A 21674-nucleotide genomic window follows, 5' to 3' on the forward strand; every position below is an offset into this window, starting at 1 on the left:
GACACAGCGGCCACCCCTTCCACCCGGCCGGACGCACCCACGACCGACGGCGACATGAGCTCCTCCGCCCCACCGGGCGCACCCACCCCGGACGAGAGCGCGGCCTCCATCACCCCGACCGGCGCAGCCGGCGCCGACCCGGGCGCGGGCTTTGCCGGTCTGCCGTACACACCCGCCCCGGACTCCGTGGCCGGCGGGCCGGTGGTGACCGTGCCGGGTCCGGGGGGCGCTGAGCCAGTGGGTCCGGGGCGTGCCGCGGTGATGTAGCGGATGCCCGGTACGCCGTACTCGGCGGCCAGGCGGCGCAGTTCGCCGTCGGTGCCGGCGGGCCTGCCGCGTACCAGCAAGGTGGTCCGGGACCGGATGTCCGCTTCGAGGCCACGCAGGAGCAGGGACAGCGCCGACAGCAGTGAGTCGTCGAACGGCTGTCCCGGTGTGCCCAGTTCGACGGAGCACACCTCCGGGTCCACGGCCTGGCCGGCCGGCCGGGGACGGGGAGTGTCCGCCGTCCACAGGGCGATTCCGGCCCGGGTCACGGTGGCCCGCCAGCGGTCGGTCAGCCGTAGCGTCCCCGGTTCAGTGCCACTGGGCGTCCCTTCGGGCAGATGTGTCTCCACCGCCCTGGGAGCCGGGGCCCTCCCCTCCGCGTCGGTGGGTCCGCAGACCACGGCCGACACGAACGGTTGCCAGGTGGGTCGCCCGTCCCACCCCAGCAACGTCGGCCGGGGTGCCGTCCCGGGCACGGTACGGTCGGCGACCAGTGGCAGGCCCGTGAGCACCTCCACCTCGGAGCCCAGCAGGTCGGCGACCGACTGGCCGAGCCCCAGCAGGTCGCGGCGGCCGCCCGGCGCGAGCCGTGCGCGGGAGCGCTGGTCACCGGGCAGCGCCGCGAGGACGGCGGCCACCTCGCCGGCTTCGACATCCTCCGCCCCGGGGGCACCGACCAGCACCGTGGGGCGCTCGTTGTCGACGGGCACCGCGAAGCACAGGTCGTCGGGGGCCGGGGCGGGTGCCCCGGCCGGCCGGATCACCACGCCCGCCGGCACCCGGTCCACGACACAGCCGCCGGCCGTCCGTGCGGGCAGCCGGCCCAGGGCCTCCTGCCAGGCGGGCTCCGGCGCACGCGGCCCCAGCGTCCGAGGCGCTTCACCGGGAGCGAACCGCCGCCATCCGCCGGTGTCACCGTGAACGAACAGCGTGCCCCCGGGCGCGATCAGAACAGGTCCGTCCGGAGCGATCACCTCCAGGTCCCAGGCGTCGGCGATCCTGCGGGCCACGCCGGGCCGGTCCGGCCGGTCCGCGCCGGCGCCGGATGCGACGAGTCGTACCCGGCCGGTGCCCCGGGCACGGAGGGAGTCCAGCAGTGCGCCCAGCCGTGCCCGGAGCTCGGCGTCCTCCGTCGTGTCCGCTGCGGCGGCGCCGACGACCACCGTGACGACGTCTTCTTCTCCGATGGCACCCGCCACCTCGGCGAGGACGTCCAGCGGGAAGGAGTCGTCGGCGGCGGAGCGCACCACCAGGACGCCGTCCACGTTCTCGACGGGCAGGGCACCCGCCGCACTCCCGGGGCCGGCGCCGGTGCCCGGGCCGTTGGCGGTCCGCCCTGCCGCGGCCCTGCCGCGCCACCCGAGGACGGATGACCAGCGGCTCACGTGCCCATCTCCCGTACCGGCCGATCATCCGGGGTGCGCTCCGGCACACCGTCCGGCCCGCCGGCGTCCTCATCGACCTCGTCCGCTGCTCGGTCCACCGTGCCGGCCACGGTCCGATCGCCCGACGGGCCCGAGTCCCGTGCCCCGTCGTACGCCCCGTCCACCGCCCCGTCCACCGCCTCGCGCACCGCGTCGCGCACCGCGTCGCGCACCGCGTCGACCTTCAGCAGCATGCCGACCGAGGCCGAGGGGTTCAGGTACAGCTCGTGTCCCTCGGGAACCAGCCACAGCAGGTTCTCGACACCGACCGGTTCGAAGGCGAGGTGCCCCGCCATGTGCAGCAACGCCGGGGACGTGAACAGCGGAACGACGGGGGTTCCGTCCGGGGTCGCGGCACTCAGCGGTGCGCCGTCGGGGCCGGTCAGGACGGCCACCTCACGGCCCACGAGCGCCGCCGGCACCGCCTCACCGGGCCCATAGCCCGTCGAGGCCAGCTGGATGGCCTCGTCCACCTCGTCCGCCGGTTCGGGCCAGCCGAGCGCGCGGGGGGAGGGCCGGTAGCCGGGGTTCTCCTGCCACTCGACGATCTCGCCATCGGCGCCGGACCGCCACCGGCCGACGATCGCCCAGTCCGGGGGTGGTTTCTCCGGTCCGGACCACGCCGGTTCGACCATCGCGAACCAGTGGTCGGGGGTGCGCCGGGCAGCCTCACGGATGTCGTCCGGTACGGGCGGGAGTTCCGGACCGGCGGCGGTTGCCGTGGCACCGGCCATGGCCCCCGCCGCACCCGCTGCCGTCGGCTCGCCCGCGGTCGTGGCGCCTGCGGTGTCCGGCTGGGTCATCGCTGTCCTCGGTCGGTGGGGAGGAACGACGAGCCGGCCGGCGGATCGCCGTCCGCCGTGTCGTCGTGCCAGAGGAGACGGCGTGCGGTCGTCGCGTCGGTGACGAGCGAGGTGAGCAGCCCGGCCCGCAACGCGGCGCGGACCGCCTCGGTGTTCCGCGCACCGTCCGACACGCCTATCAGCTCGGGCATGTCCCGGAGTTGGGCCGGGGCGACACAGATCATGCGATCGTCCAGCTCGGTGGAGATCACCCGCCCGGTCGCGTCGAGGACCCGGCCGGCCAGGTCCGCGCACGCGCCCGACATCCGATAGATCTCACGTCCCCGGTCCGTCAGGGCGTCGTACATCGCCGACGACGTGGCGTCCCACGCGCTGATGCCCACGACGGCCTTGGTGATCCGTTCGAACCGGCTCACCGTCTCGGCGATGGCCGGCTGGCTGCGCAGCACGGTGGCCGTCGTGGCGTCCGGCAGGATGAACGGGGCGTAGAGGGGAAAAGCCGTACCGCCCCCGGCCGCGGCGATGCGACGGACCGCGGCGACCGCGGGGGCGTGGGTGAGGTCCGGTCCGTGCACGCCGGTCAGCTGGACCACCTCGCAGGGCGGCAGCCGGGTCACCGCCTCGCTGAGCGCGTCCACGGCGGGGCTGCCGTCCAGTCCGAGGACGTCGCCCTCCTGCGCGATCGCCGTGATCAGCTGGGCCGCCGCCGTTCCCAGCCAGCGGCTGACGTGATGCCGGTCGACCGGGCCCGCCGGGTCGTTCCCGCTCCGGGGCAGATGGACGACGACGGCGTGTCGGAGTGCGAACCGCTCGCTCAACGACTGCCCGAGCCGGGCGTCGATCTCGGCCGGAACGGTGATGTCGATCCGTACGATGTCGTGGGCCACGGCCGCGTCGAGGAGGCGGGCCACTTTGAAGCGGCTGATGCCGAACTCCCGGGCGATCTCCACCTTGGACCGGTTCTCGAGGTAGAAGCGCCGGGCGACGGACGCGGCGAGCAGCGTGTCGATCGGCGCGGGGGGTGCCGCCGGCCCGCCGAGTTCGTCCACGCCGGTGTGCTGGGGCCGCATCATCGGTCCCGGCCGGGACCGAGCGGGGCGCCGAGGGCCCAGGAGGCTCTGTCCTCTCCGTCGTTCTTCGGGGCTCCGCGCTTGCGGAGTCGCTCCTCCCGCACAGCAGGCCGTCCGGTGCGGGCGCCCGGCACACCGCCAGTTGTCAACACGTCGCTCCATTCGTCAGGGCCGCGGGTGCGCACGGAACTTCTGTGCTGGGGGGGAGGTTCCGCACCCCACCCGAGAGGCTGCTCGCGCCCAGTGCAACGGGTGGGGACGCCAGAGGGTTCAGGTGTCCCGGACGGCGAACTGCCCGCCCGTCGCTCGTGAGTCGCGTGTCACGAAGGTCCCAGCGGCTCCCGGGACCGAACCGGACCGGGTAGGGGCGACCGCAACAACGGTGAAGTTTCCCCATATCGGACGAGTGGCCGGTGCCCGCGGAGGGAATGAACCATGCGACTCCCCTCCCCCCCACCAGCACCTCAGGGAGCCCCATGCTGCGTGGCATCGACGTGAGTTCGTACCAGTCGTCCTCGTACGACACCGACGGCCTGTCCTTCGTCTTCGTCAAGGCGACGGAGGGCCGTACGTACACCAACCCCAAGCTCTCGGCCCAGACGAAGAGGGCCCGCGACGCCGGTCTGGTGGTCGGGTTCTACCACTTCCTCTGGCCGGGCAACCTCACCGCCCAGGCGGAGTACTTCGTGGGCAGGGCCCCGGAGAAGCGGGGCGACATCCTCGCGGTCGACTGGGAGCGGACGGGCGAGGGCACCCGCGCGAGCAACTCCGAGAAGGACCGCTTCATCCGCAAGGTGAAGGAACTGCGGCCCAACAACAGGGTCATTCTGTATTGCAATCGGGATTTCTGGCTGAACGTCGATACGACGTCCTATGCCGGTGACGGCCTCTGGATCGCCGACTACGTCACCGCCGGGAAGCCCCGCATCAAGGCCAAGTGGCGCTTCCACCAGTACACCGACGACCCGCTGGACAAGAACGTGGCGGACTTCTCCAGCAGGTCGTCGCTCAAGGAATGGGCCGCGGACGCGTAGCCCCTGTCCTAGCCCTTGAACTCCGGCTTGCGTTCCGGGGAGGCCTCCCCGAGGGCCTTGGTGACGGCCTCGGCGCCCGCGCGCAGGCCGTAGACCGGGGTGTCGGGCTGCTGGCGCCAGGAGTCGTCGATGCCACCCGCGTCGACGGTGTCGAAGCCGAGCTCGTCGATCAGGGCCCGGACCTTCCGCTTGGCCGCCTCGTCGTCGCCGGCGACGGGGAGGGCCATCCGGTCGGGGGCGCCGGCCGGGCGGTGGCGGTCCAGGATGTCCTGGGAGTAGGTGCCGTTGAACGCCTTGATCACCGCGTGGCCGATCCGGCGTTCCGTCCAGCGGCTCTCGGTGACGCCCTCGTCCTCGATGCCGGCGATCCTGCCGTCCCGCTGCTGCGGGTAGTAGTTGCCGGTGTCGATGACGGCCACGTCGGCCGCGGCCTCGTCGAACAGGCCGGACGGGAGGTCCGGTACGGCCTTGAGGGGAACCGTGACGACGACGATCTCCGCACCGCGTGCCGCCTCCTCGGCACGCACCGGGGTCGCGCCCGTCTCCTCGGCCAGCTCCTTGAGCGTGTGGGGGCCGCGGGAGTTGGCGACGGAGACGTCATGGCCGAGCGCCGTGAGCCGCCGTGTGAGGTTTCCGCCGATGTTGCCCGCGCCGATGATGCCGATCTTCATGTTCCGCTCGCCTCGCCCTTCCGGGGATCGATGTCCGTTCCGGTTCCCTTCGGAACCCGCGTGATCGGCACCAACCTCCCGGACGGGCGGGCTATTCCGGACCTACGCGTTCAAGTGCGCCCAGAACTCCTCGAACGACAGGACCTTGTCGCCGTTCAGGTCGCGGGACTTGATCAGGGCCTCCGCGACCGACTCGGTGACGTTCCAGTCCCCGCCCTGGGCCAGAGCGGTCTTGAACTCGGCAGCGGTGATGAATCCGTCCCCGTCCGTATCGATCCGCTCGAACTGCTTGCGCGCTTCCTCGACGTCCGCCACCGGTCCGCCCCTCATCTCGTACTTTGCCGTCTTGCTGACGCAGGTCAGATTATCGGGCCACCTGAGACTCCAGTGCGGCGACCACCCACCCGAACTCCTTCTCGTAGGCGGACGGGGGCTCCAGGCCGTTCACGATCGCGGACAGTTCGCGGTAGCGGGCGAGGCGTACGTTCGTCGCCGACGCGAGGCGTTCCAGTACGGCGGCCGGGTCGGCGTCGCCGATCAGCTCGCGCAGCACGGCGGCGGCGCGGGGGGCGCCGGGTGCGACGCCGTCCTTCAGGGCGCCGCCCGCGAGCTGGACCAGTCGGCTCATGAACCACAGGGAGCTGCCGGCGGGGACGTCGGGTCCCCGGTCCGCCGCGTTGAACTCGATCATCCTGCGCATGGTGGCCCGGAATTCCGGGTCCCGGATCAGCTCGGCCAGCTCCACCCAGGCGTCCACCTGCTCGGGGGTGGGGTCGTCGGGCAGGTCGGCGGCGGCGAAGCGCAGGCGTTGGCGGATGTCGGGGTCCGCCGTGTCGATGCCCTCGAAGACCTCCCCCATGAAGTCGTCGATGATGCGCCGGCGCTCGGCGGTGGACAGTCGGGCCAGTTTGTTCATGAGTGTCGTCTCCTCGGCGGTCGAGCCTCGTCGTGCCACGGTCGACAGCACCGCGCGGGTCGCCTTCAGCGCCCGGATCTGCGCGTCCAGCGCGGCCACATGCGCCGCCGCGACCTGCGCGACCGTCGTCTCGCCGGTCAGCACCCGGCGTACGTCGGCGAGGCCGAGGCCCAGCTCGCGCAGGGTGCGGACCAGTTCCAGACGGGCGACGGAGCCTGCGTCGTAGAGCCGGTAGCCGCCCGTGGAACGGGCCACCGGCGGCAGGGCGCCCTCGTCGGACCAGTAGCGGATGGTGCGCACGGACAGACCGGTGGTACGGGCGAGCTCGCCGATGGTGAGAAGTCCGGTGCCGTCTTCGATCATGTCTGCGAGTCTGGGCCTTCCAGTGGGTGGAGACTCAAGGAGCGGGTCGGTGGCGGACACTCTGCGGGACATACTCGACGCGGCGGCGCGCGGTGTCTTCCCGGCGGCGGACGGGTGCACGACGGTGCTGCCCCAGCCGTCCGGCCGGGACGCGGGGGTGCTGGCGTTCACCGCGCACTCCGTCGTCTTCACCGACGAGGACCCCGCTTGGGTGCGGCGGACGCTGGCCTCGGCCGACTGCGACGCCCTGGCCGCCACCATGAACGTCCGTTTCCTGGCCGCCTTCACGGAGCGCACCGGGCGGCGGACGGACACGATCGACGTCATGACCGTGGCCCCCGCGCTCGCCGGTGGTCCGCCGTCGGCCCTCGAGGAGATCCACGACGCCGGCCACCCCCGGGTGGTGAGCGCCCTCGGACGGCGTGACCACGTGCGGGTGTGGACGGTGGACGGGGGTGTGCTGGTCCTGGGGCGCGGGGTCGCGGGGCGGCTGGAGGTCGCGGTGGAGGTGGCGGAGGAGGCGCGGCACCGGGGCCTGGGCCGTCGGCTGGCGCTGGCGGCCCGGCGGCTGTCCGGGGGCGAGCCGGTATGGGCGCAGATCTCCCCCGGGAACGCCCGCAGCATGCGCGCCTTCCAGGCAGCCGGATACCGGCCGGTGGGCTCGGAGGCGTTGTTTCTTCCGGGCCCCTGAGCACACAGGAAGGGCGGAGTCTCAGCGGTCCAGGACGCGCATTTCGAACCAGGTGGTCTTGCCGCGGGGCAGCAGGTCGACACCCCAGCGGTCGGCGAGTTTGTCGACGAGGAAGAGACCGCGGCCGCTGATGTCCAACTCCTGGACGGGCATGAGGCAGGGCAGGCCGCGGGAGGGGTCGCGGACCTCGATACGGATCCAGCCGCGCCGGTGGCGCATCCGGAGGCCGAAGACACGGGCTCCGGTGTGGCGCACGGCGTTGCCGACCAGTTCGGAGACGAGCAGGACGGCGTCCTCGGTCGTCTTGGTGGTGAGGCCCCACTGGCGCAGGATGACGACCTGGACAAGCCGGCGGGCGGTGGCGGCCGACTCGGGGCGGGACGGTAACGGAACCTCCGCCTCCGTGGGGTTGCCGAACAACTCCAGCGCCTGCAGGGCGCGTTCGTCCTCGACCGTCGGCGACCAGCGCGACGCGGTCGCACGTCCGTCTCCCCGCGGCTGTTCCATCCCATCCAGCCCCGCCATGCCCTCATCATGGCCGCCCGAGGGATCCTCCGGGGTCGTTCCGGGGGAATGCACCCCCCGTACGCCACCGCCAGGCATGGGGCCTCCGGCATATGCAGCTGACACTTCGGAGCCACCGAAGGCCCGTCCTGGCTGCGGAAACGGCTCACTCTGAGGCAATCGACGGGCTCCCTCGACACGAACGGCTTAAGGGTGTACCAAGGCTCCCATAATCCGCCCCATCGAGGGACCCGGATCAGACATCGCGTCAATTGCAAGACCCCGGAAGGGTTTTTCAGCAGCGCTTCACAGGAACTTCGCCTTTCCGGGACCCTCCTCGACGAAGCTGCGCATCCCGCGCTCCCGGTCCTCCGTGGCGAACAGGCCCGCGAACCAGTTGCGTTCGACGGCGAGACCGGTCTCGATGTCGGTCTCCAGGCCGGTGTCGACCGACTCCTTGGCCGCGCGCAGCGCGATCGCCGGGCCCTGGGCCAGCTTCGCGGCCCATGCGTGCGCCTGCGGGTAGACCTCCTCGGCGGGGACCACGCGGTCCACCAGGCCGAGCGTCAGCGCCTCGTCGGCCCGGACCTGGCGGCCCGTGAAGATGAGGTCCTTGGCCTTGGACGGTCCGATCAGCCGGGACAGCCGCTGGGTGCCGCCCGCGCCCGGGATCAGGCCGAGCAGGATCTCGGGCTGGCCCAGCTTGGCGTTCTCCCCGGCGATGCGGTAGTCGGCGCAGAGCGCGAGTTCGCAGCCCCCGCCGAGCGCGTAGCCGGTGACGGCGGCCACCACCGGCTTGGGGATTCGGGCCACGGCGGTGAAGGAGTCCTGCAGGGCACGGCCTCGCACGACCATCGCCGCGTGGTCCATCGCCTGCATCTCCTTGATGTCCGCGCCCGCCGCGAACACCTTCTCGCCGCCGTAGATCACCACGGCGCGCACGTCCTCGCGGCGCGTGGCCTCCTCGGCGAGTTCCTTCAGACGGTCCTGCGTGGCGACGTCCAGCGCGTTCATGGGCGGCCGGTCCAGCCGCAGCGTGCCGACGCCTTCGGCGACTTCGAGATGTACGGTCATGGCAGCAGGTTAACGGTGACTAACGGGGTCGGCGAAGATGCGTCCGGTCACACACGGCCGGGGGTCCGGGGGTCGCCCCCCGGGCAGACACAGCACGGTGACCAACGGCGTCGGCGAAGGTGCGGCCGGTCACACACGGCCGGGGGTCCGGGGGTCGCCCCCCGGGCAGACACAGCACGGTGACCAACGGCAGCGGCCCCGGTGCCGTACCGCACACCGGGGCCGTACGCGTCGCGCGAAGGGTCAGGCCTTCCACTTCTCCCAGGACATGTTCCAGCCGTTGAGGCCGTTGTCCGGGGCGACGGTGGCGTCGTTGGAGTTCTTGACGATCACCACGTCGCCGATCATGGAGTTCTCGAAGAACCAGGCACCCGGCGCCTGCTTGTCCCAGCCTCCGCGCACATCGCGCAGGCCGATGCAACCGTGGCTGGCGTTGTAGTTGCCGAAGGCGCCGCCACCCCAGTAGTTGCCGTGCAGGAAGGTGCCGGAGGTGGTCAGGCGCATGGCGTGCGGGACGTCCTTGATGTCGTACTCACCGCCGTAGCCGACCGTGTCGCCGTTCATCCGGGTCACCTTCAGCCGCTCGCTGATGACCATCTGGCCGTTCCAGGTCTCCATGCCGGCCTTGCCGGTGGTGACCGGGATGGTCTTGATGACCTTGCCGTCCCGCTCGACCTTCATCGTCAGCTTCTTGGCGTCGACGACGGAGACCTGCTCGCGGCCGATGGTGAAGGAGACGGTCCTGGACTGCTCGCCGTAGACGCCGTCACGGCCCTCGACACCGTCGAGGTTGAGGTCGACGGTGACCTTGGTGCCGGCCTTCCAGTACTTCTCCGGCCGGAAGTCGAGGCGGTCGTTGCCGAACCAGTGGCCCTCGACCTCGACGGCCGGCTCGGTGGTGATGCGGACGGCCTTCTCGACGTCCTCGGGGTTGGTGATGCCCCGGGTGAAACGGAGCGAGAACGGCATGCCGACGCCGACCTTGGAGCCGTCCTCGGGAGTGAAGGTACCGGTGAAGGTGTTCTTCGGCGTCAGAGTGGTGAAGCTGGAGTCCTCGGCCGCGGTGCGGCCCTCGGAGTCCTTGGCGACCGCGTGCACCGTGTACTTGGTGGAGGCGGCCAAATGGATGGACGGCGTCCAGGAGGCGCCGTCGCCGGATATCTCCCCGTCGACCTTGTCCCCGTCCGGGTTCTTGACGACGACCTCGCTCAGCTTGCCCTTGCCGACGGTCACCTTCAGCGCGCCAGTGGTCTTGACGGCCTTGGCGCCGTCCTCGGGCGCGATGCTCACCACGGCCTCGGACTGCTTGCTCCGCGCCGCGGTGGTGTCCTTGCCCTTGCCCTCACCCGTGCCGGACCCCCCGTCCGACCCTCCACCGCTGCAGGCGGTGACCGCCAGCGCCAGTCCGAGTGCCAGCGCCGCCAGTTTCCTGCCGCCGCGCCCCCGCGCGCCGACCGACGCCCCCGATATCGGCCCCACGTTCACTTGTTTCTCCCCTCGGCGGGCTCGGCCCACCGGGCCCGCGCCCCCGCGCGCCCCACGCGCGCTCGGCGCATGGTAACCACAGGCCAGGGGCGATCGAGGCGGCGGTTCTGTCACCGTTCCGTTCCAACTTCAACGGCCCGCCCGAGGGTTCGGATCAGCGCTGGTTCACCGCACCGCCCGCTTTCCATTCCTTCCAGTCCATGTTCCAGCCGCCGAGCCCGTTGTCCGGCGCCACCTTCTTGTCCTTGCTGTTGACGACCTCGACGACGTCGCCGATGAGACTGCGGTCGAAGAACCAGCCCGCCGGGGTGTCCGCGCCGCCGCCCTTGACATCGCGCAGACCGACGCAGCCGTGGCTGACGTTGCTGCTGCCGAAGACCTCGGGCTCGGCCCAGTAGTTGCCGTGCAGGAACGTGCCGGAACTCGTCAGGCGGATGGCGTGCGGGACGTCGGGGATGTCGTACTCGCCGCCGAAACCGACCGTTCGGCTGTTCATGCGGGTGACCTCGAGCATCTCGGTGATCACCATTTTGCCGTTGTACGTCGGCGTCTTCCGTGCCCCGGCCGTGATCGGAACGGTGGTCAGCAGTTCGCCGTCCCGCCGTACGCGCAGGGTGTGCCGGGCGGCGTCCACCACCGACACCTGGCTGCGGCCCACGGTGAAGGTGAAGGTGCGGCGCTGGAGGCCGTACACACCGGGCGCGCCCTCGATGTCGCGCAGGTTCAGGTCGACGGTGACCTTGGTGCCAGGTTTCCAGTAGTGCTCGGGGCGGAAGTCCAGGCGGGAGTCGCCGAACCAGTGCGGGCGGATCTCGGCGGCCGGGCGCGCGGTGACGCGGACGGCGCGTTCGACGGCCGCGCGATGGGCGATCCTCCGGTTGAACTCCAGGGAGACGATCATGCCGGTGCCGACGGTGGAACGGTCCTCCGGAGCGACGTAGCCGATGAAGCGTTCCTCCGGGACATACGTCGTGAACGTGGTGTGCCGGGCGGAGCGGCGGCCGGAGCCGTCCACGGCCACCACGTCGACGGTGTACTTCGCGGCCAGCGCCAGCCGTTCGTCGTCGGGCTTCCAGGTCAGGCCGTCGGCGGAGACCCGGCCGGGAACCGGCGACTCCCGCGCGTCCTGCGACGCGAGGACCTTCACCGACTCCAGCCGCCCGTCCGGTACCCGCACCCGCAGCCCGGTGTCGGGGCGTACGTCCTCGCTGCCGTCGTCGGGGACCACCTGGATGACGTCCCCGCGGCCCGGTGGCCCGAACGCCCCGGCGACGGGACCGTCCGTGGTACACCCGGCGGTTCCGGTCAGCAGTCCTGCCCATGTCACTACGACGGCCAGCGCGGCCCTCGCGCGCCGTGCGCGCCCTTGTACGTGCCTCACGCGGTACCCAACGACGGGCCTCGCCTCCGGAAACGACCACGCCGCCCCCGGGGAAACGTGAGTGCGAGGCACGCTCTGGGCAGAACAGTGGGAGGACGACGCGCCGGGGCGCCGCGGCCGGAGCCGATGGGACGGGCCGCCGCACACCCTGTCCGCCGTCGTCCCCCACGAGCCGCGGGAGGCTGACAGGTGTCCAGCGCAGCCGAGCAGGAGGCGGTGGCCGGAGAGCGGGCCACCGGGGACGGGCGCCCGGCCGTCGTCGTGAACGGCGCCCGGCCGGTGTCGCCCGTGCCCACCGTGCCCGTGCGGCCGGGGCGGCCGACGCCGCTCGGCGCCCGGTTCCGGGTCGGCCCGGACGGGGTGGCGGGGACCAACTTCGCGTTGTGGGCGGGCGGCGCGGAGGGGGTCGAGCTGTGTCTGTTCGACGAGCTCGGCAGGGAGAGCCGCGCCCGGCTCACCGAACTGACCCACGGGATCTGGCACGGGTTCGTGCCGGGGGTGCCGCCCGGACAGCGGTACGGCTACCGGGTGCACGGCCGATGGGATCCGTGGACCGGCGCCCGCTGGAATCCGGCGAAGCTGCTGCTGGACCCGTACGCCCGCGCGGTGGACGGCGCCGAGGGCAATGACTACGGCGCGCTGCCGCCGGAGGTGTACGGACATGTCCGCGACTGGCCCGAGCAGCATGTCGCGGACACCGTGCGCGACGACCGGGACTCGGCCCCGTATGTCCCCAAGGGGGTGGTCGTCCACGATGACGACGACTGGGCGGACGACCGCAGGCCGAAGACGCCATGGGCGGACTCGGTGATCTACGAGCTGCACGTCAGGGGCTTCACCCAGCGGCATCCGGGTGTCCCGGAGGAACTGCGCGGTACGTACGCCGGTCTCGCGCACCCCGCGGCGGTCGAGCACCTGGTGAAGCTGGGTGTCACGGCCGTCGAGCTGCTGCCGGTGCACCAGTTCGCGCATGAGGACCATCTGCTGCGGCGCGGGCTGCGCAACTACTGGGGCTACAACAGCGTCGGCTACTTCGCCCCGCACGCCGGCTACGCGGCCTCCGGGACGAGGGGGCAGCAGGTCGGCGAGTTCAAGCGGATGGTGCGGGCCCTGCACGCGGCCGGGATCGAGGTGATCCTCGACGTGGTCTACAACCACACCGCGGAGGCGGGCGAGCTGGGCCCCACGCTGTCCCTGAAGGGCGTCGACAACCGCGGCTACTACCGCCTCCAGCCCGACGCGCGCCGGTACGCCGACTACACGGGCTGCGGCAACACCCTGCACGTCGTCCAGCCGCACGTGCTGCGCCTGATCACGGACTCGCTGCGCTACTGGGTGACGGAGATGGGCGTGGACGGTTTCCGCTTCGACCTGGCGGCGGCGCTGGCCCGCTCGATGCACGACGTCGACATGCTGTCGCCGTTCCTCGCGGTGATCGCGCAGGATCCGGTGCTGCGCCGGGTGAAGCTGATCGCGGAGCCGTGGGACGTCGGCTCCGGCGGCTACCAGGTGGGGGCGTTCCCTCCGCTGTGGACGGAGTGGAACGACCGGTACCGCGACGCCGTACGGGACTTCTGGCGGCACGCGCTGCCGGACGTACGGGAGATGGGCTACCGGCTGTCCGGGTCGAGTGACCTGTACGCCTGGGGCGGGCGGCGGCCGTACGCCTCGGTCAACTTCGTCACCGCGCACGACGGGTTCACCCTGCGGGACCTGGTGTCGTACGGGCGCAAGCACAACGAGGCGAACGGCGAGGGCAACCGGGACGGGACGGACGACAACCGCTCCTGGAACTGCGGCACCGAGGGGGAGACGGAGGACGCCGGCGTACGGGCCCTGCGGCGGCGGCAGTTGCGGAACCTGCTGACCACGCTGCTGCTGTCGACGGGGGTGCCGATGCTGGTCGCGGGCGACGAGATGGGCCGCACCCAGCGCGGCAACAACAACGCCTACTGCCAGGACAACGAGGTCGGCTGGGTGGACTGGGGCCTCCTGGACGACCCGGAGTGGCGGCCCCTGTTCGAGCTGACCTCCCGCCTGATCGCCCTGCGCCACCGGCACCCGGTGCTGCGCCGCCGCGCCTTCTTCTCCGGACGCCCGCACTCCGCGGACGGGCTGCGGGACCTCGCCTGGTTCACCCCGCACGGCACGGAGATGACCGAGGAGGACTGGTACGCGCCGGCCGGCACGCTCGGCATGTACCTCTCCGGGCGGGACATCCCGGGCCGCGACGAGCAGGGGGCGCCGGTCCTCGACGACAGCTTCCTGGCCGTCCTGCACGCGGGTCACGAACCGGTGGAGTTCGTGCTGCCCGGGCCGCCGTGGGCCGCGCGGTACCAGGTGGTCGTCGACACCGCGCGGGAGGAACAGGACCGGGCCCCGGAGGTGGAACACCGCGCGGGGACGCGGATCACGGTGCCGGGGCGGTCGGTGCTGCTGCTGCGGGTGCGGCCCTGACCGGCGGTGGCAGCGCGGTCAGCCGAGGATGCCCCGGTCGTAGCCCACCGCGACCGCCGCCGCGCGGTCCTTGGCGCCGAGTTTGCCGAAGATGTGGGTGAGGTGGGTCTTGACGGTCGCCTCGCTGATGAAGAGTTCGCGGGCGATCTCACGGTTGGACGTGCCCTTGGCGACCAGGGTCAGCACCTCGCGCTCGCGGGCGGAGAGCGGCTCGTTGCCGGGGGCCGCGGGCGTGCGCACGGCGGAGACCAGGCGGGAGGCGACGGCCGGTGACAGCACCGTACGTCCCCGCGCCGCCGCGCGGACGGCGGTGAACAGCTCCTCGCGGGGCGCGTCCTTGAGCAGATAGCCGGTGGCGCCCGCCTCGATCGCGGGGAGCGTGTCGGAGTCGGTGTCGTACGTGGTCAGCACGAGCACCCGCGCGCGGGCGCCCCGGCGGGACAGTTCACGGATGGCGTCGACCCCGCCCCCGCCCGGCATCCGCAGGTCCATGAGGATCACGTCGGGGTCCAGGGCGGCGGCCCGCTCCAGCGCCCGGACGCCGTCGGCAGCCTCACCGAGGACGCGGAATCCTGGCGCGGAGTCGAACATGCCGCGCAGGCCGTCCCGTACGACGGGGTGGTCGTCGACGATGAGGAGGGAGATCGCGGCTTCATCGGTCGCGGGGTCATCGGTCGCGGGGTCATCGGTCATGGCGGACCAACGGTACGCGAGCCGAGACCGCCGTCCCGCCGCCCGGTTCGGATTCGATGGTGAGCGCCCCGGCGACGCGTTCGGCGCGGGCCCGCATGCCGTCGAGGCCGAAGCCGCCGGCCCGGGTGTGTGCGGGGACGGCGAGCGGGTCGAACCCCTGTCCGTCGTCGCGGATGTCGAGGATGACCTCGTCACCCACGTAGGACAGGGTGACGCCGACCCGGGTGGCGGCGGCGTGACGCGCGGCGTTGGACAGCGCCTCCTGGACGATGCGCAGCAGTGTGGCCGCCACCTCGTCGTGCAGCGGCTCGGCGGTGCCGGTGACGGTGAACCGGGCCTGTACGTCCGTGCGTTCGCCCCACTCCGTGACGGTCTTCTTCAGGGCGTCCGGCAGCCCGCCGTCGGTGAGGGCGACCGGGGAGAGGTTGTGCACGGATCGGCGGGCCTCGCCGAGGCTCTCGCGGGCCAGGGTGAGGGCCCGGCCCATGTGGGTGCGGCCCAGGTCCGGATCGGGGGTGTTCACCGCGACGTGGAGCTGGGCGATGATGCCGGTCAGGCCCTGTGCGAGGGTGTCGTGGATCTCGGCGGCCAGGCGCCGGCGCTCGTCGGCCACCCCGGCCTCCCGTGCCTGGACGAGGAGTTGGGTGTGCAGGGCGGCGTTCTCGTCGAGGGCCTGCTGCAACGCTGTGTTGGTGCGCTCGAGTTCGGCGATGGTCTCCAGCCGGGCCCGGCCGCGGGCCTCCTCCAGGTCGGCGAAGTGACCGAAGAGGAGGACCAGCACGCTGTTGGCCGCGAGGAGTGCGCCGAAGAGCGACCAGCCCAGCCCGTCGCCCGGCGGCAGTCCGCCCGACTGGGAACCCGCCATCGTCACGGCGGTGGCGAACAGGCCGGTCTTGCGCAGACGGCGCGGAAGCAGGCGCTCGGTGCTGAAGTAGCCGATGACGGCGTAGAAGGCGAACAGCGGGTTCAGCAAGGTGAGGAGGAACCCGGTCGCCCAGCGCAGGGCGTACTGCCGGGCGCCCGCCACGGACGGTCCCGGACGGGTGCGCGCCACCCTGTCCCACCGGAGCTCCAGGACGACGGCCACGACGATCAGGACACCGCAGGCCCCTCGTTCACCGGTGCTCATGCCGAGGGCGTCGGCGGTGGTCCAGGCGATCAGGGTGCTCATGACCAGGAGTCCGTACGGCCCCCAGCGGTCGAACACCGCCCACCGGTCCTCGAGCGCCGTCGTCTCCGTCATGGCGTCATTGTCGGCCACGTCCGCGCGTCCGTTCCAGGTCGTCATTCCCAGCGGAACCAGTGCGAGGCGACCGCCGTGAGCAGCACCGTCCAGACCGTCAGTACCGCGAGGCGCATCCCTCCCGGCCAGTCGCCCGCCGCGGCCTCGTTGAGTGCCTGTGCGGCGGCGCCGAACGGGGTCCAGCCGACGATGCCGGCCAGCACGTCCGGCATCGCCTCGACCGGCAGCCACACACCCGCGCAGAACATCGCGGGAAAGAGCGCGGTCGACCCGACCGCGGTGGCGATCTTCGTGGTGCGCGACAGGGCGGCGAGCACGGCGCCCAGGGCGAGGGAGCCGAGCAGCGCGAGCAGCAGCGCGAGGAGGTAGCCGAACGGCTGCCGGGGCAGCGCCACGTCGAAGGCGAGCCGGCCGACCGCGAGGGCGACCAGGGCGGAGAGCAGCGCGGCGCCGCCGAAGACCAGCATCTGCGCCGTGAGCAGGGCGGAGGGACGTACCGGCGTGGTGGACATCCGGCGCAGGATGCCGGTCTCCCGGTATCCGGTGAGGATCGCCGGCATGGCCTGGAGGCCGCCGACGATCAGCCCGAGGAGAACGGCCACCGGCACGTAGGCCTCGACCGGGCGCAGACCGCCGAGGTTGGGGTCGGACTCGCGGAAGGACGGGATGGAGCCCAGGATGACCAGCAGCAGGGTGGGGAAGAGCATGATCCAGAAGATGCTGCCGGGTTCGCGCCGGAAGAGGCGGAACTCGGTTCTGAGGACGGTGGGGTCGAGGATGTCGGTGCTCATGCCGTGGCCTCCGTGAGGTCCAGGAAGGCGTCGTCCAGTGTGGCGTCGGTGACGCGCAGCTGGTGGGCGGTGACGCGGGCGCGGGCGAGGAGGGTGATGACGGCGTTGACCGTCTCGTCGGTGCCGGACAGCGTGACGCGGCCGTCCTTGTGGTGGACCGAGGCGAGCTCCGGCAGCGCGTTGAGGTCGTGGTCGTCCAGCGGGGCGGACGGGGTGAAGCTGATGACGGTGGCGCCCGCCGACCGGCGGACCAGCCCGGCCGGGGTGTCCAGGGCGGCGACCCGCCCCTTGTCGATCACCGCGATACGGTCGCAGAGGCGCTGGGCCTCCTCCATGAAGTGGGTGACGAGGAGGACGGTGACACCGCCCGCGCGGATGTCCTCGATGAGCTCCCAGGTGTCGCGCCGGGCACGCGGGTCGAGGCCGGTGGTCAGCTCGTCCAGCACCACGATCCGTGGGTTGCCGATCAGCGCGAGCGCGATGAACAGGCGCTGCTTCTGGCCACCGGACAGCTTGGCGAACCGGGTGGCCAGCCTGGGCGCGAGACCGAGCCGCTCGGCGAGCGGGCGCCAGTCGGCGGGGCGGGGGTAGAAGGAGGCGTACAGCTCCAGGGCCTCACGGACGGTGAGTTTGGGCTGGAGCTCGCTCTGCTGCAGCTGGGCGCCGAGGACACGGGTGACCTCCTTGTGGTCGGCGACGGGGTCGAGGCCGGTGACGCGGACACGGCCGGCGTCGGGGACGCGCAGGCCCTCGACACACTCCACGGTGGTGGTCTTGCCGGCGCCGTTCGGGCCGAGGATCCCGAAGATCTCGCCCTCCTGGACGGTGAAGGAGACACCGTCGACGGCCGCACGGCCTCCGTAGGACTTGCGCAGATCGGTGACGTCGATGACGGACATGGCTTCAGCCTCGCCGCGGCCGGGGCGCCGGCACATCGGCCGGTGCGCTCGGCCCGGCATCGGCCGATCGGCTGATACGGAGGTACGACCTTCCGTACGACTCCGGTGTCCGCCCAGGTCGTAGGACCAGCGGCGGAGGCCGGTCCGGCCAAAACTCGGTGGGCAGCGTCAGTCCCCATCCGTAGGCTCGCTGCTGATGCCCACGACACCTCCTCCCCCGGAAACCCGCCCCGCCGTGCGTACGCTGCTGCGCTTGTGGCCGTATGTGCGGCCCGTGCGGGCGCGGCTGTTCACCGCCGCGTTCATCGCGATCCTCGCCTCCTGCGTCGGGCTGGTCATCCCGCTCGTCCTGAAGTGGATGGTGGACGGCCCGATCGCCGACCGGGACCCCGCCGGGGTCTGGCTGGGCGCGCTGTACCTGCTGCTGCTCGGGCTCGCGGAGGCGCTGCTGTTCGGGTACCGGCGATGGCTGGTGGCGCGCCCGCTGTCGCGTGTCGAGGCGGGGATGCGGGCGGACCTGTACCGGCATCTGCAGCGGCTGCCGGTCTCCTTCCACGACCGGTGGCCGTCGGGCCAGTTGCTGTCCCGGGCCACCACGGATCTGATGCTGCTGCGGATGTTCCTGGCCTTCCCGCTGACGTTCCTGCTGGTCAACGGCGTGACGATCCTTATCGGTGTGATCATCATGCTGGTGCAGGACTGGGCGCTGGGGCTGGTCATCCTGGTGCCCGCCGTGCCGGTGCTGATCACCTGCGTGGTCTTCGAGAAGCGGTACTCCGGGGTGGCGCGGCTGGCGCAGGACCAGGTCGGCGATCTGACGACGGTGGTCGAGGAGGGTGTACTCGGCATCCGGATCATCAAGGGGTTCGGACGGCATCGCAGCCAGGCCCTGGCGTTCCGGGAGCTGTCGGGGAAGCTGCGGGGGACGGAACTGCACAAGGCACGGCTGCTCGCGACGATCCTGGGCGTCATCGTGACACTGCCGGAGCTGGCGATCGGGGCGGCGCTGGTGCTGGGGACGGTGCGGGTGGCGGACGGGTCGCTGTCCGCGGGGACGCTGGTGGCGTTCCTGTCCACGGCGCTGGCGCTGCGGTGGCCGGTGGACTCGATCGGATTCCTGCTGGCGATGAGCCAGGAGGCGGCGACGGCGACGGAACGGTACTTCGAGGTGATGGACGCGGAGCCGGAGTCCGGAGTGCGCGGGGAGACACTGCGCAGTCCGGCGTTGCGGGGTGCCGCCGCGCCCGTCCGTGCCGCCCTGGGGGCGCGCCCTCTGGGGGAGGCACAGGCGCCCGCAGCGACGGAGGGGTTGGTGTTCGAGAACGTCAGCTTCCGTTACCCCGACGCACCGGACGGGTCGTCACCCGTCCTGGACCGCATCGACCTGCACATCCGCCCCGGTGAATCCCTCGCCCTGGTCGGCGCCACCGGCAGCGGCAAGACGACACTCACCGCCCTCGTGCCCCGGCTGCACGAGGTCACCGAGGGCCGCATCACCCTCAACGGCACGGACATCGCCGGGATGTCCCGCGAGGAGCTGCGCTCACGGGTCGCCGTCGCCTTCGAGGAACCGACCCTCTTCTCGGCGAGCGTCGGCGAGAACGTACTGATGGGCGGCGGAACCGGCGAGGCCGACCTCGACCGCGCCCTCGCCGTCGCCCAGGCCGATTTCGCGCACGCGCTGCCGCAGGGCACGCGCACCCAGGTCGGCGAACAGGGACTCAGCCTCTCCGGCGGACAGCGCCAGCGCCTCGCGCTGGCCCGCGCGGTGGTCGGGAGCCCCGACTTCCTGGTCCTGGACGACCCCCTGTCCGCGCTCGACGTGCACACCGAGGCCGCGGTGGAGGCCGCCCTGCGCCGGGTGCTCGCGGACACCACGGCCCTCATCGTGGCGCACCGCCCGTCCACGGTCCTGCTCGCCGACCGCGTCGCCCTGCTCTCCGGCGGCCGGATCACCGCGGTCGGCACGCACCACGAACTGCTGCGCACCCACCCCGAGTACGCCCACCTCATGTCCGGGGACCCGGCGGGGGAACAGGAGGACCAGCGATGACGGCGGCCACCACCGCACCCGTCCGGGACGAGGACGACGACCGGACACCCGCGACCGGCGACCCCTTCGACCGGGACCAGCTGCCCACTCCCCCGGGCGCCACCGGCACGCTGCTGCGTTCCCTGCTCTCTCCCCTGCGGGGCAAGGTCGCCGTCACCGCGCTGTTGCTGCTGCTCCAGCAGGCCGCGGTGCAGGCCGGCCCGCTGCTGGTGGCGTACGCGATCGACAGTGCCGTGCCCGCGTTCCGCGGCAACGACAACGGCCCGCTGATCGCGGTGGCGGTGGGCTATCTGCTGTGCGCGACGGCAGCCGGCGCGTTCCAGTACGCGTTCGTCAGGGCGTCCGCCCGCGTCAGCCAGGACGTACTGCTGGACCTGCGCGGCCGGATCTTCCGCCACGCGCAGGAGCTCAGCGTCGACTTCCACGAGCGCTACACCTCGGGCCGCCTCATCTCCCGCTCCACCACGGACGTGGAGTCGCTGCGGGAACTGCTGGAGGAGGGCCTGCAGGAACTGGTGATGGTCGTCCTGTCGGCCGTGTACATCTCGGTGCTGCTGCTCTGGCTGGACCTGGGGCTGGGTGCCGTCGCGGTGGTGTCGTTCGTGCCGCTGTACCTGCTCGTACGGTCGTACCGGCGGCGGGCGGGGCGGGTGTACCGGAAGCGGTCGACGGCCATCGCGGCGGTGATCGTGAAGTTCGTCGAGACGATGAACGGCATCCGGCCGGTGCGCGCGTTCCGCCGGGAGGCCGCGAACGACGCCGACTTCGCGGTGCTGAACCGGCGGCACGAGCGGACCAACGGCGACGCGCTGCTGGAGATGGCCCGCTACGTCGTCGGCTCCCGGGTGACCGCCAACACGACCGTCGCGCTGATCGTGCTGTGGGGTGCCTACCGGGTGGCCGACGGGTCGCTGGAGCTCGGTGTGCTGGCGGCGGCGGTGCTGTACCTGCGGCGGCTGTACGACCCGATCGACCGGCTCGGCATGTTCCTGAACTCCGCCCAATCGGCGGCGGCCTCACTGGAGAAGATCGCCGGTCTGCTGGCGCAGGTCCCGTCCGTACCCGAACCGTCGGCGCCCCGGGAGCTCCCGGAGCGGCGGACCGGACTCCCCGGGCGCGAGGTCGTCTTCGAGGACGTCCGTTTCACGTACCGCACCGGCGGCGAGGTGCTCCCCCGCTTCGACCTGCGTCTTCCGGCCGGGCAGACCGTCGCGGTCGTCGGCTCGACCGGCGCGGGCAAGTCGACGCTGGCCAAGCTGCTCGCCCGCTTCTACGACCCCACCGACGGCCGGGTGCTGCTCGACGGCGTGGAGCTCAGCGCTCTGACGGGACGCCATCTGCGGCGCGAGGTGGTGATGGTGACGCAGGAGGCGTTCCTGTTCTCCGGGACGGTCGCGGAGAACATCGCGATCGGGCGCCCGGACGCCACCCGCGAGGAGATCGAGCAGGCGGCGAAGGAGATCGGCGCGCACGACTTCATCGCCGCCCTGCCCGACGGCTACGACACCGACGTACGCAAACGGGGCGGCCGCATCTCCGCCGGTCAGCGCCAACTGGTCGCCTTCGCAAGGGCGTTGCTGGCCGACCCGGCGGTGCTCATCCTGGACGAGGCGACCAGCTCCCTGGACGTCCCCGGCGAACGGGCGGTGCAGCGGGCGATGGCGACGGTGCTGAAGGGACGTACGGCGGTGGTGATCGCCCACCGTCTGTCCACCGTGGAGATCGCGGACCGGGTCCTGGTGATGGAGCACGGGCGGGTGGTGGAGGACGGCAGCCCTGCCGAACTCATCGCCCGCACCGGCAGGTTCGCGGACCTGCACCGGGCCTGGCGGGACAGTCTCGCGTAGCCGGAGGG

The 21674-nt window shown here is 72.1% G+C and carries 17 protein-coding genes and 2 pseudogenes; 5 read left to right on the forward strand and 14 right to left on the reverse strand.

The genetic code is table 11. The features are described 5' to 3' along the window. The 3 genes and pseudogenes from ACZ5C2_RS20725 to ACZ5C2_RS20735 all read right to left on the reverse strand — a co-directional run. A pseudogene (locus ACZ5C2_RS20725) lies at positions 1-1652 on the reverse strand (hypothetical protein); the annotation flags it as partial. After that, a complete protein-coding gene (locus tag ACZ5C2_RS20730; RefSeq protein ID WP_468793053.1) occupies positions 1649-2494 on the reverse strand; it encodes a type VII secretion system-associated protein in 846 nt (281 codons plus the stop codon). The gene ACZ5C2_RS20730 and the pseudogene ACZ5C2_RS20725, both read right to left, overlap by 4 nt. Beyond that, positions 2491-3567, reverse strand: coding sequence for a sugar-binding transcriptional regulator (locus ACZ5C2_RS20735; protein ID WP_468793056.1), 1077 nt, complete (start codon positions 3565-3567; stop codon positions 2491-2493). Before ACZ5C2_RS20735 ends, ACZ5C2_RS20730 begins: the two co-directional genes overlap by 4 nt. A gap of 473 nt (positions 3568-4040) precedes the next feature. Here ACZ5C2_RS20735 and ACZ5C2_RS20740 point away from each other — a divergent pair, with 473 nt between their 5' ends. After that, positions 4041-4598 (forward strand): glycoside hydrolase family 25 protein, encoded by a 558-nt coding sequence (locus ACZ5C2_RS20740; protein ID WP_468793059.1) that lies wholly within the window; start codon positions 4041-4043, stop codon positions 4596-4598. A gap of 8 nt (positions 4599-4606) precedes the next feature. Here the strand turns inward: ACZ5C2_RS20740 and ACZ5C2_RS20745 are convergent. From ACZ5C2_RS20745 to ACZ5C2_RS20755, 3 genes and pseudogenes are all read right to left on the reverse strand, one after another. After that, positions 4607-5308, reverse strand: a pseudogene (locus ACZ5C2_RS20745) (NADPH-dependent F420 reductase); the annotation flags it as partial. A 63-nt stretch (positions 5309-5371) separates the two neighbouring features. Further along, the gene (locus ACZ5C2_RS20750) at positions 5372-5584 is read right to left on the reverse strand and encodes an EF-hand domain-containing protein (protein WP_468793062.1); all 213 of its coding nucleotides are present in this window, start codon (positions 5582-5584) and stop codon (positions 5372-5374) included. Positions 5585-5633: 49 nt separating this feature from the next. Next, complete coding sequence (locus tag ACZ5C2_RS20755) at positions 5634-6548, reverse strand: helix-turn-helix domain-containing protein (RefSeq protein WP_468793065.1); 915 nt, start codon at positions 6546-6548, stop codon at positions 5634-5636. A gap of 49 nt (positions 6549-6597) precedes the next feature. Between ACZ5C2_RS20755 and ACZ5C2_RS20760 the strand changes: the two genes are divergently transcribed. Continuing rightward, positions 6598-7239, forward strand: coding sequence for a GNAT family N-acetyltransferase (locus ACZ5C2_RS20760; RefSeq protein WP_468793068.1), 642 nt, complete (start codon positions 6598-6600; stop codon positions 7237-7239). A 21-nt stretch (positions 7240-7260) separates the two neighbouring features. Here ACZ5C2_RS20760 and ACZ5C2_RS20765 read toward each other — a convergent pair whose 3' ends face one another. From ACZ5C2_RS20765 to ACZ5C2_RS20780, 4 genes are all read right to left on the reverse strand, one after another. Next, the gene (locus ACZ5C2_RS20765; protein ID WP_468793071.1) at positions 7261-7869 is read right to left on the reverse strand and encodes an ATP-binding protein; all 609 of its coding nucleotides are present in this window, start codon (positions 7867-7869) and stop codon (positions 7261-7263) included. A gap of 180 nt (positions 7870-8049) precedes the next feature. Further along, positions 8050-8817 carry an enoyl-CoA hydratase/isomerase family protein gene (locus ACZ5C2_RS20770; protein ID WP_468793074.1) on the reverse strand — a complete coding sequence of 256 codons (768 nt, stop codon included), beginning with the start codon at positions 8815-8817 and terminating at the stop codon, positions 8050-8052. A 243-nt stretch (positions 8818-9060) separates the two neighbouring features. Further along, positions 9061-10302 carry a L,D-transpeptidase gene (locus ACZ5C2_RS20775; RefSeq protein WP_468793077.1) on the reverse strand — a complete coding sequence of 414 codons (1242 nt, stop codon included), beginning with the start codon at positions 10300-10302 and terminating at the stop codon, positions 9061-9063. A 154-nt stretch (positions 10303-10456) separates the two neighbouring features. Continuing rightward, positions 10457-11683: a L,D-transpeptidase gene (locus ACZ5C2_RS20780; RefSeq protein ID WP_468793080.1), complete on the reverse strand. Its 1227-nt coding sequence runs from the start codon at positions 11681-11683 to the stop codon at positions 10457-10459. A gap of 189 nt (positions 11684-11872) precedes the next feature. On the opposite strand from ACZ5C2_RS20780, the gene glgX reads away from it, so the two are divergent. Then, positions 11873-14140, forward strand: a complete 2268-nt coding sequence (gene glgX, locus ACZ5C2_RS20785; protein ID WP_468793083.1) for a glycogen debranching protein GlgX — start codon at positions 11873-11875, stop codon at positions 14138-14140. An 18-nt stretch (positions 14141-14158) separates the two neighbouring features. On the opposite strand, the gene ACZ5C2_RS20790 is transcribed toward glgX, so the two are convergent. From ACZ5C2_RS20790 to ACZ5C2_RS20805, 4 genes are read right to left on the reverse strand one after another with little or no spacing between them, the layout of a single operon-like run. Then, positions 14159-14833, reverse strand: coding sequence for a response regulator (locus tag ACZ5C2_RS20790; protein WP_468793086.1), 675 nt, complete (start codon positions 14831-14833; stop codon positions 14159-14161). Further along, complete coding sequence (locus ACZ5C2_RS20795; protein WP_468793089.1) at positions 14823-16076, reverse strand: sensor histidine kinase; 1254 nt, start codon at positions 16074-16076, stop codon at positions 14823-14825. Before ACZ5C2_RS20795 ends, ACZ5C2_RS20790 begins: the two co-directional genes overlap by 11 nt. Before the next feature lie 41 nt (positions 16077-16117). Then, complete coding sequence (locus ACZ5C2_RS20800; RefSeq protein ID WP_468793092.1) at positions 16118-16867, reverse strand: ABC transporter permease; 750 nt, start codon at positions 16865-16867, stop codon at positions 16118-16120. After that, entirely contained in the window at positions 16864-17766 is a 903-nt protein-coding gene (locus ACZ5C2_RS20805) for an ABC transporter ATP-binding protein (RefSeq protein ID WP_468793094.1), read from the reverse strand. The genes ACZ5C2_RS20800 and ACZ5C2_RS20805 overlap by 4 nt, the downstream gene beginning before the upstream one ends. A 196-nt stretch (positions 17767-17962) precedes the next feature. On the opposite strand from ACZ5C2_RS20805, the gene ACZ5C2_RS20810 reads away from it, so the two are divergent. Together ACZ5C2_RS20810 and ACZ5C2_RS20815 are read left to right on the forward strand one after the other, a co-directional pair. Beyond that, positions 17963-19819 (forward strand): ABC transporter ATP-binding protein, encoded by a 1857-nt coding sequence (locus ACZ5C2_RS20810; RefSeq protein ID WP_468793097.1) that lies wholly within the window; start codon positions 17963-17965, stop codon positions 19817-19819. Continuing rightward, positions 19816-21666: an ABC transporter ATP-binding protein gene (locus tag ACZ5C2_RS20815; RefSeq protein WP_468793100.1), complete on the forward strand. Its 1851-nt coding sequence runs from the start codon at positions 19816-19818 to the stop codon at positions 21664-21666. Before ACZ5C2_RS20810 ends, ACZ5C2_RS20815 begins: the two co-directional genes overlap by 4 nt. The last annotated feature ends 8 nt before the right edge of the window (positions 21667-21674 follow it).

It is taken from the genome of Streptomyces sp. NPDC031365, from assembly GCF_055569765.1.

What these genes read in the sequence shown, in the direction of transcription:
- ACZ5C2_RS20800 (WP_468793092.1), bottom strand. Translation starts at nt 16,867, where the DNA reads ATGAGCACCGACATCCTCGACCCCACCGTCCTCAGAACCGAGTTCCGC.
- ACZ5C2_RS20770 (WP_468793074.1), bottom strand. Translation starts at nt 8,817, where the DNA reads ATGACCGTACATCTCGAAGTCGCCGAAGGCGTCGGCACGCTGCGGCTG.
- ACZ5C2_RS20755 (WP_468793065.1), bottom strand. Translation starts at nt 6,548, where the DNA reads ATGATCGAAGACGGCACCGGACTTCTCACCATCGGCGAGCTCGCCCGT.
- ACZ5C2_RS20810 (WP_468793097.1), top strand. Translation starts at nt 17,963, where the DNA reads ATGCCCACGACACCTCCTCCCCCGGAAACCCGCCCCGCCGTGCGTACG.
- ACZ5C2_RS20790 (WP_468793086.1), bottom strand. Translation starts at nt 14,833, where the DNA reads ATGACCGATGACCCCGCGACCGATGACCCCGCGACCGATGAAGCCGCG.
- ACZ5C2_RS20735 (WP_468793056.1), bottom strand. Translation starts at nt 3,567, where the DNA reads ATGATGCGGCCCCAGCACACCGGCGTGGACGAACTCGGCGGGCCGGCG.
- ACZ5C2_RS20795 (WP_468793089.1), bottom strand. Translation starts at nt 16,076, where the DNA reads ATGACGGAGACGACGGCGCTCGAGGACCGGTGGGCGGTGTTCGACCGC.
- ACZ5C2_RS20815 (WP_468793100.1), top strand. Translation starts at nt 19,816, where the DNA reads ATGACGGCGGCCACCACCGCACCCGTCCGGGACGAGGACGACGACCGG.
- ACZ5C2_RS20740 (WP_468793059.1), top strand. Translation starts at nt 4,041, where the DNA reads ATGCTGCGTGGCATCGACGTGAGTTCGTACCAGTCGTCCTCGTACGAC.
- ACZ5C2_RS20805 (WP_468793094.1), bottom strand. Translation starts at nt 17,766, where the DNA reads ATGTCCGTCATCGACGTCACCGATCTGCGCAAGTCCTACGGAGGCCGT.
- ACZ5C2_RS20730 (WP_468793053.1), bottom strand. Translation starts at nt 2,494, where the DNA reads ATGACCCAGCCGGACACCGCAGGCGCCACGACCGCGGGCGAGCCGACG.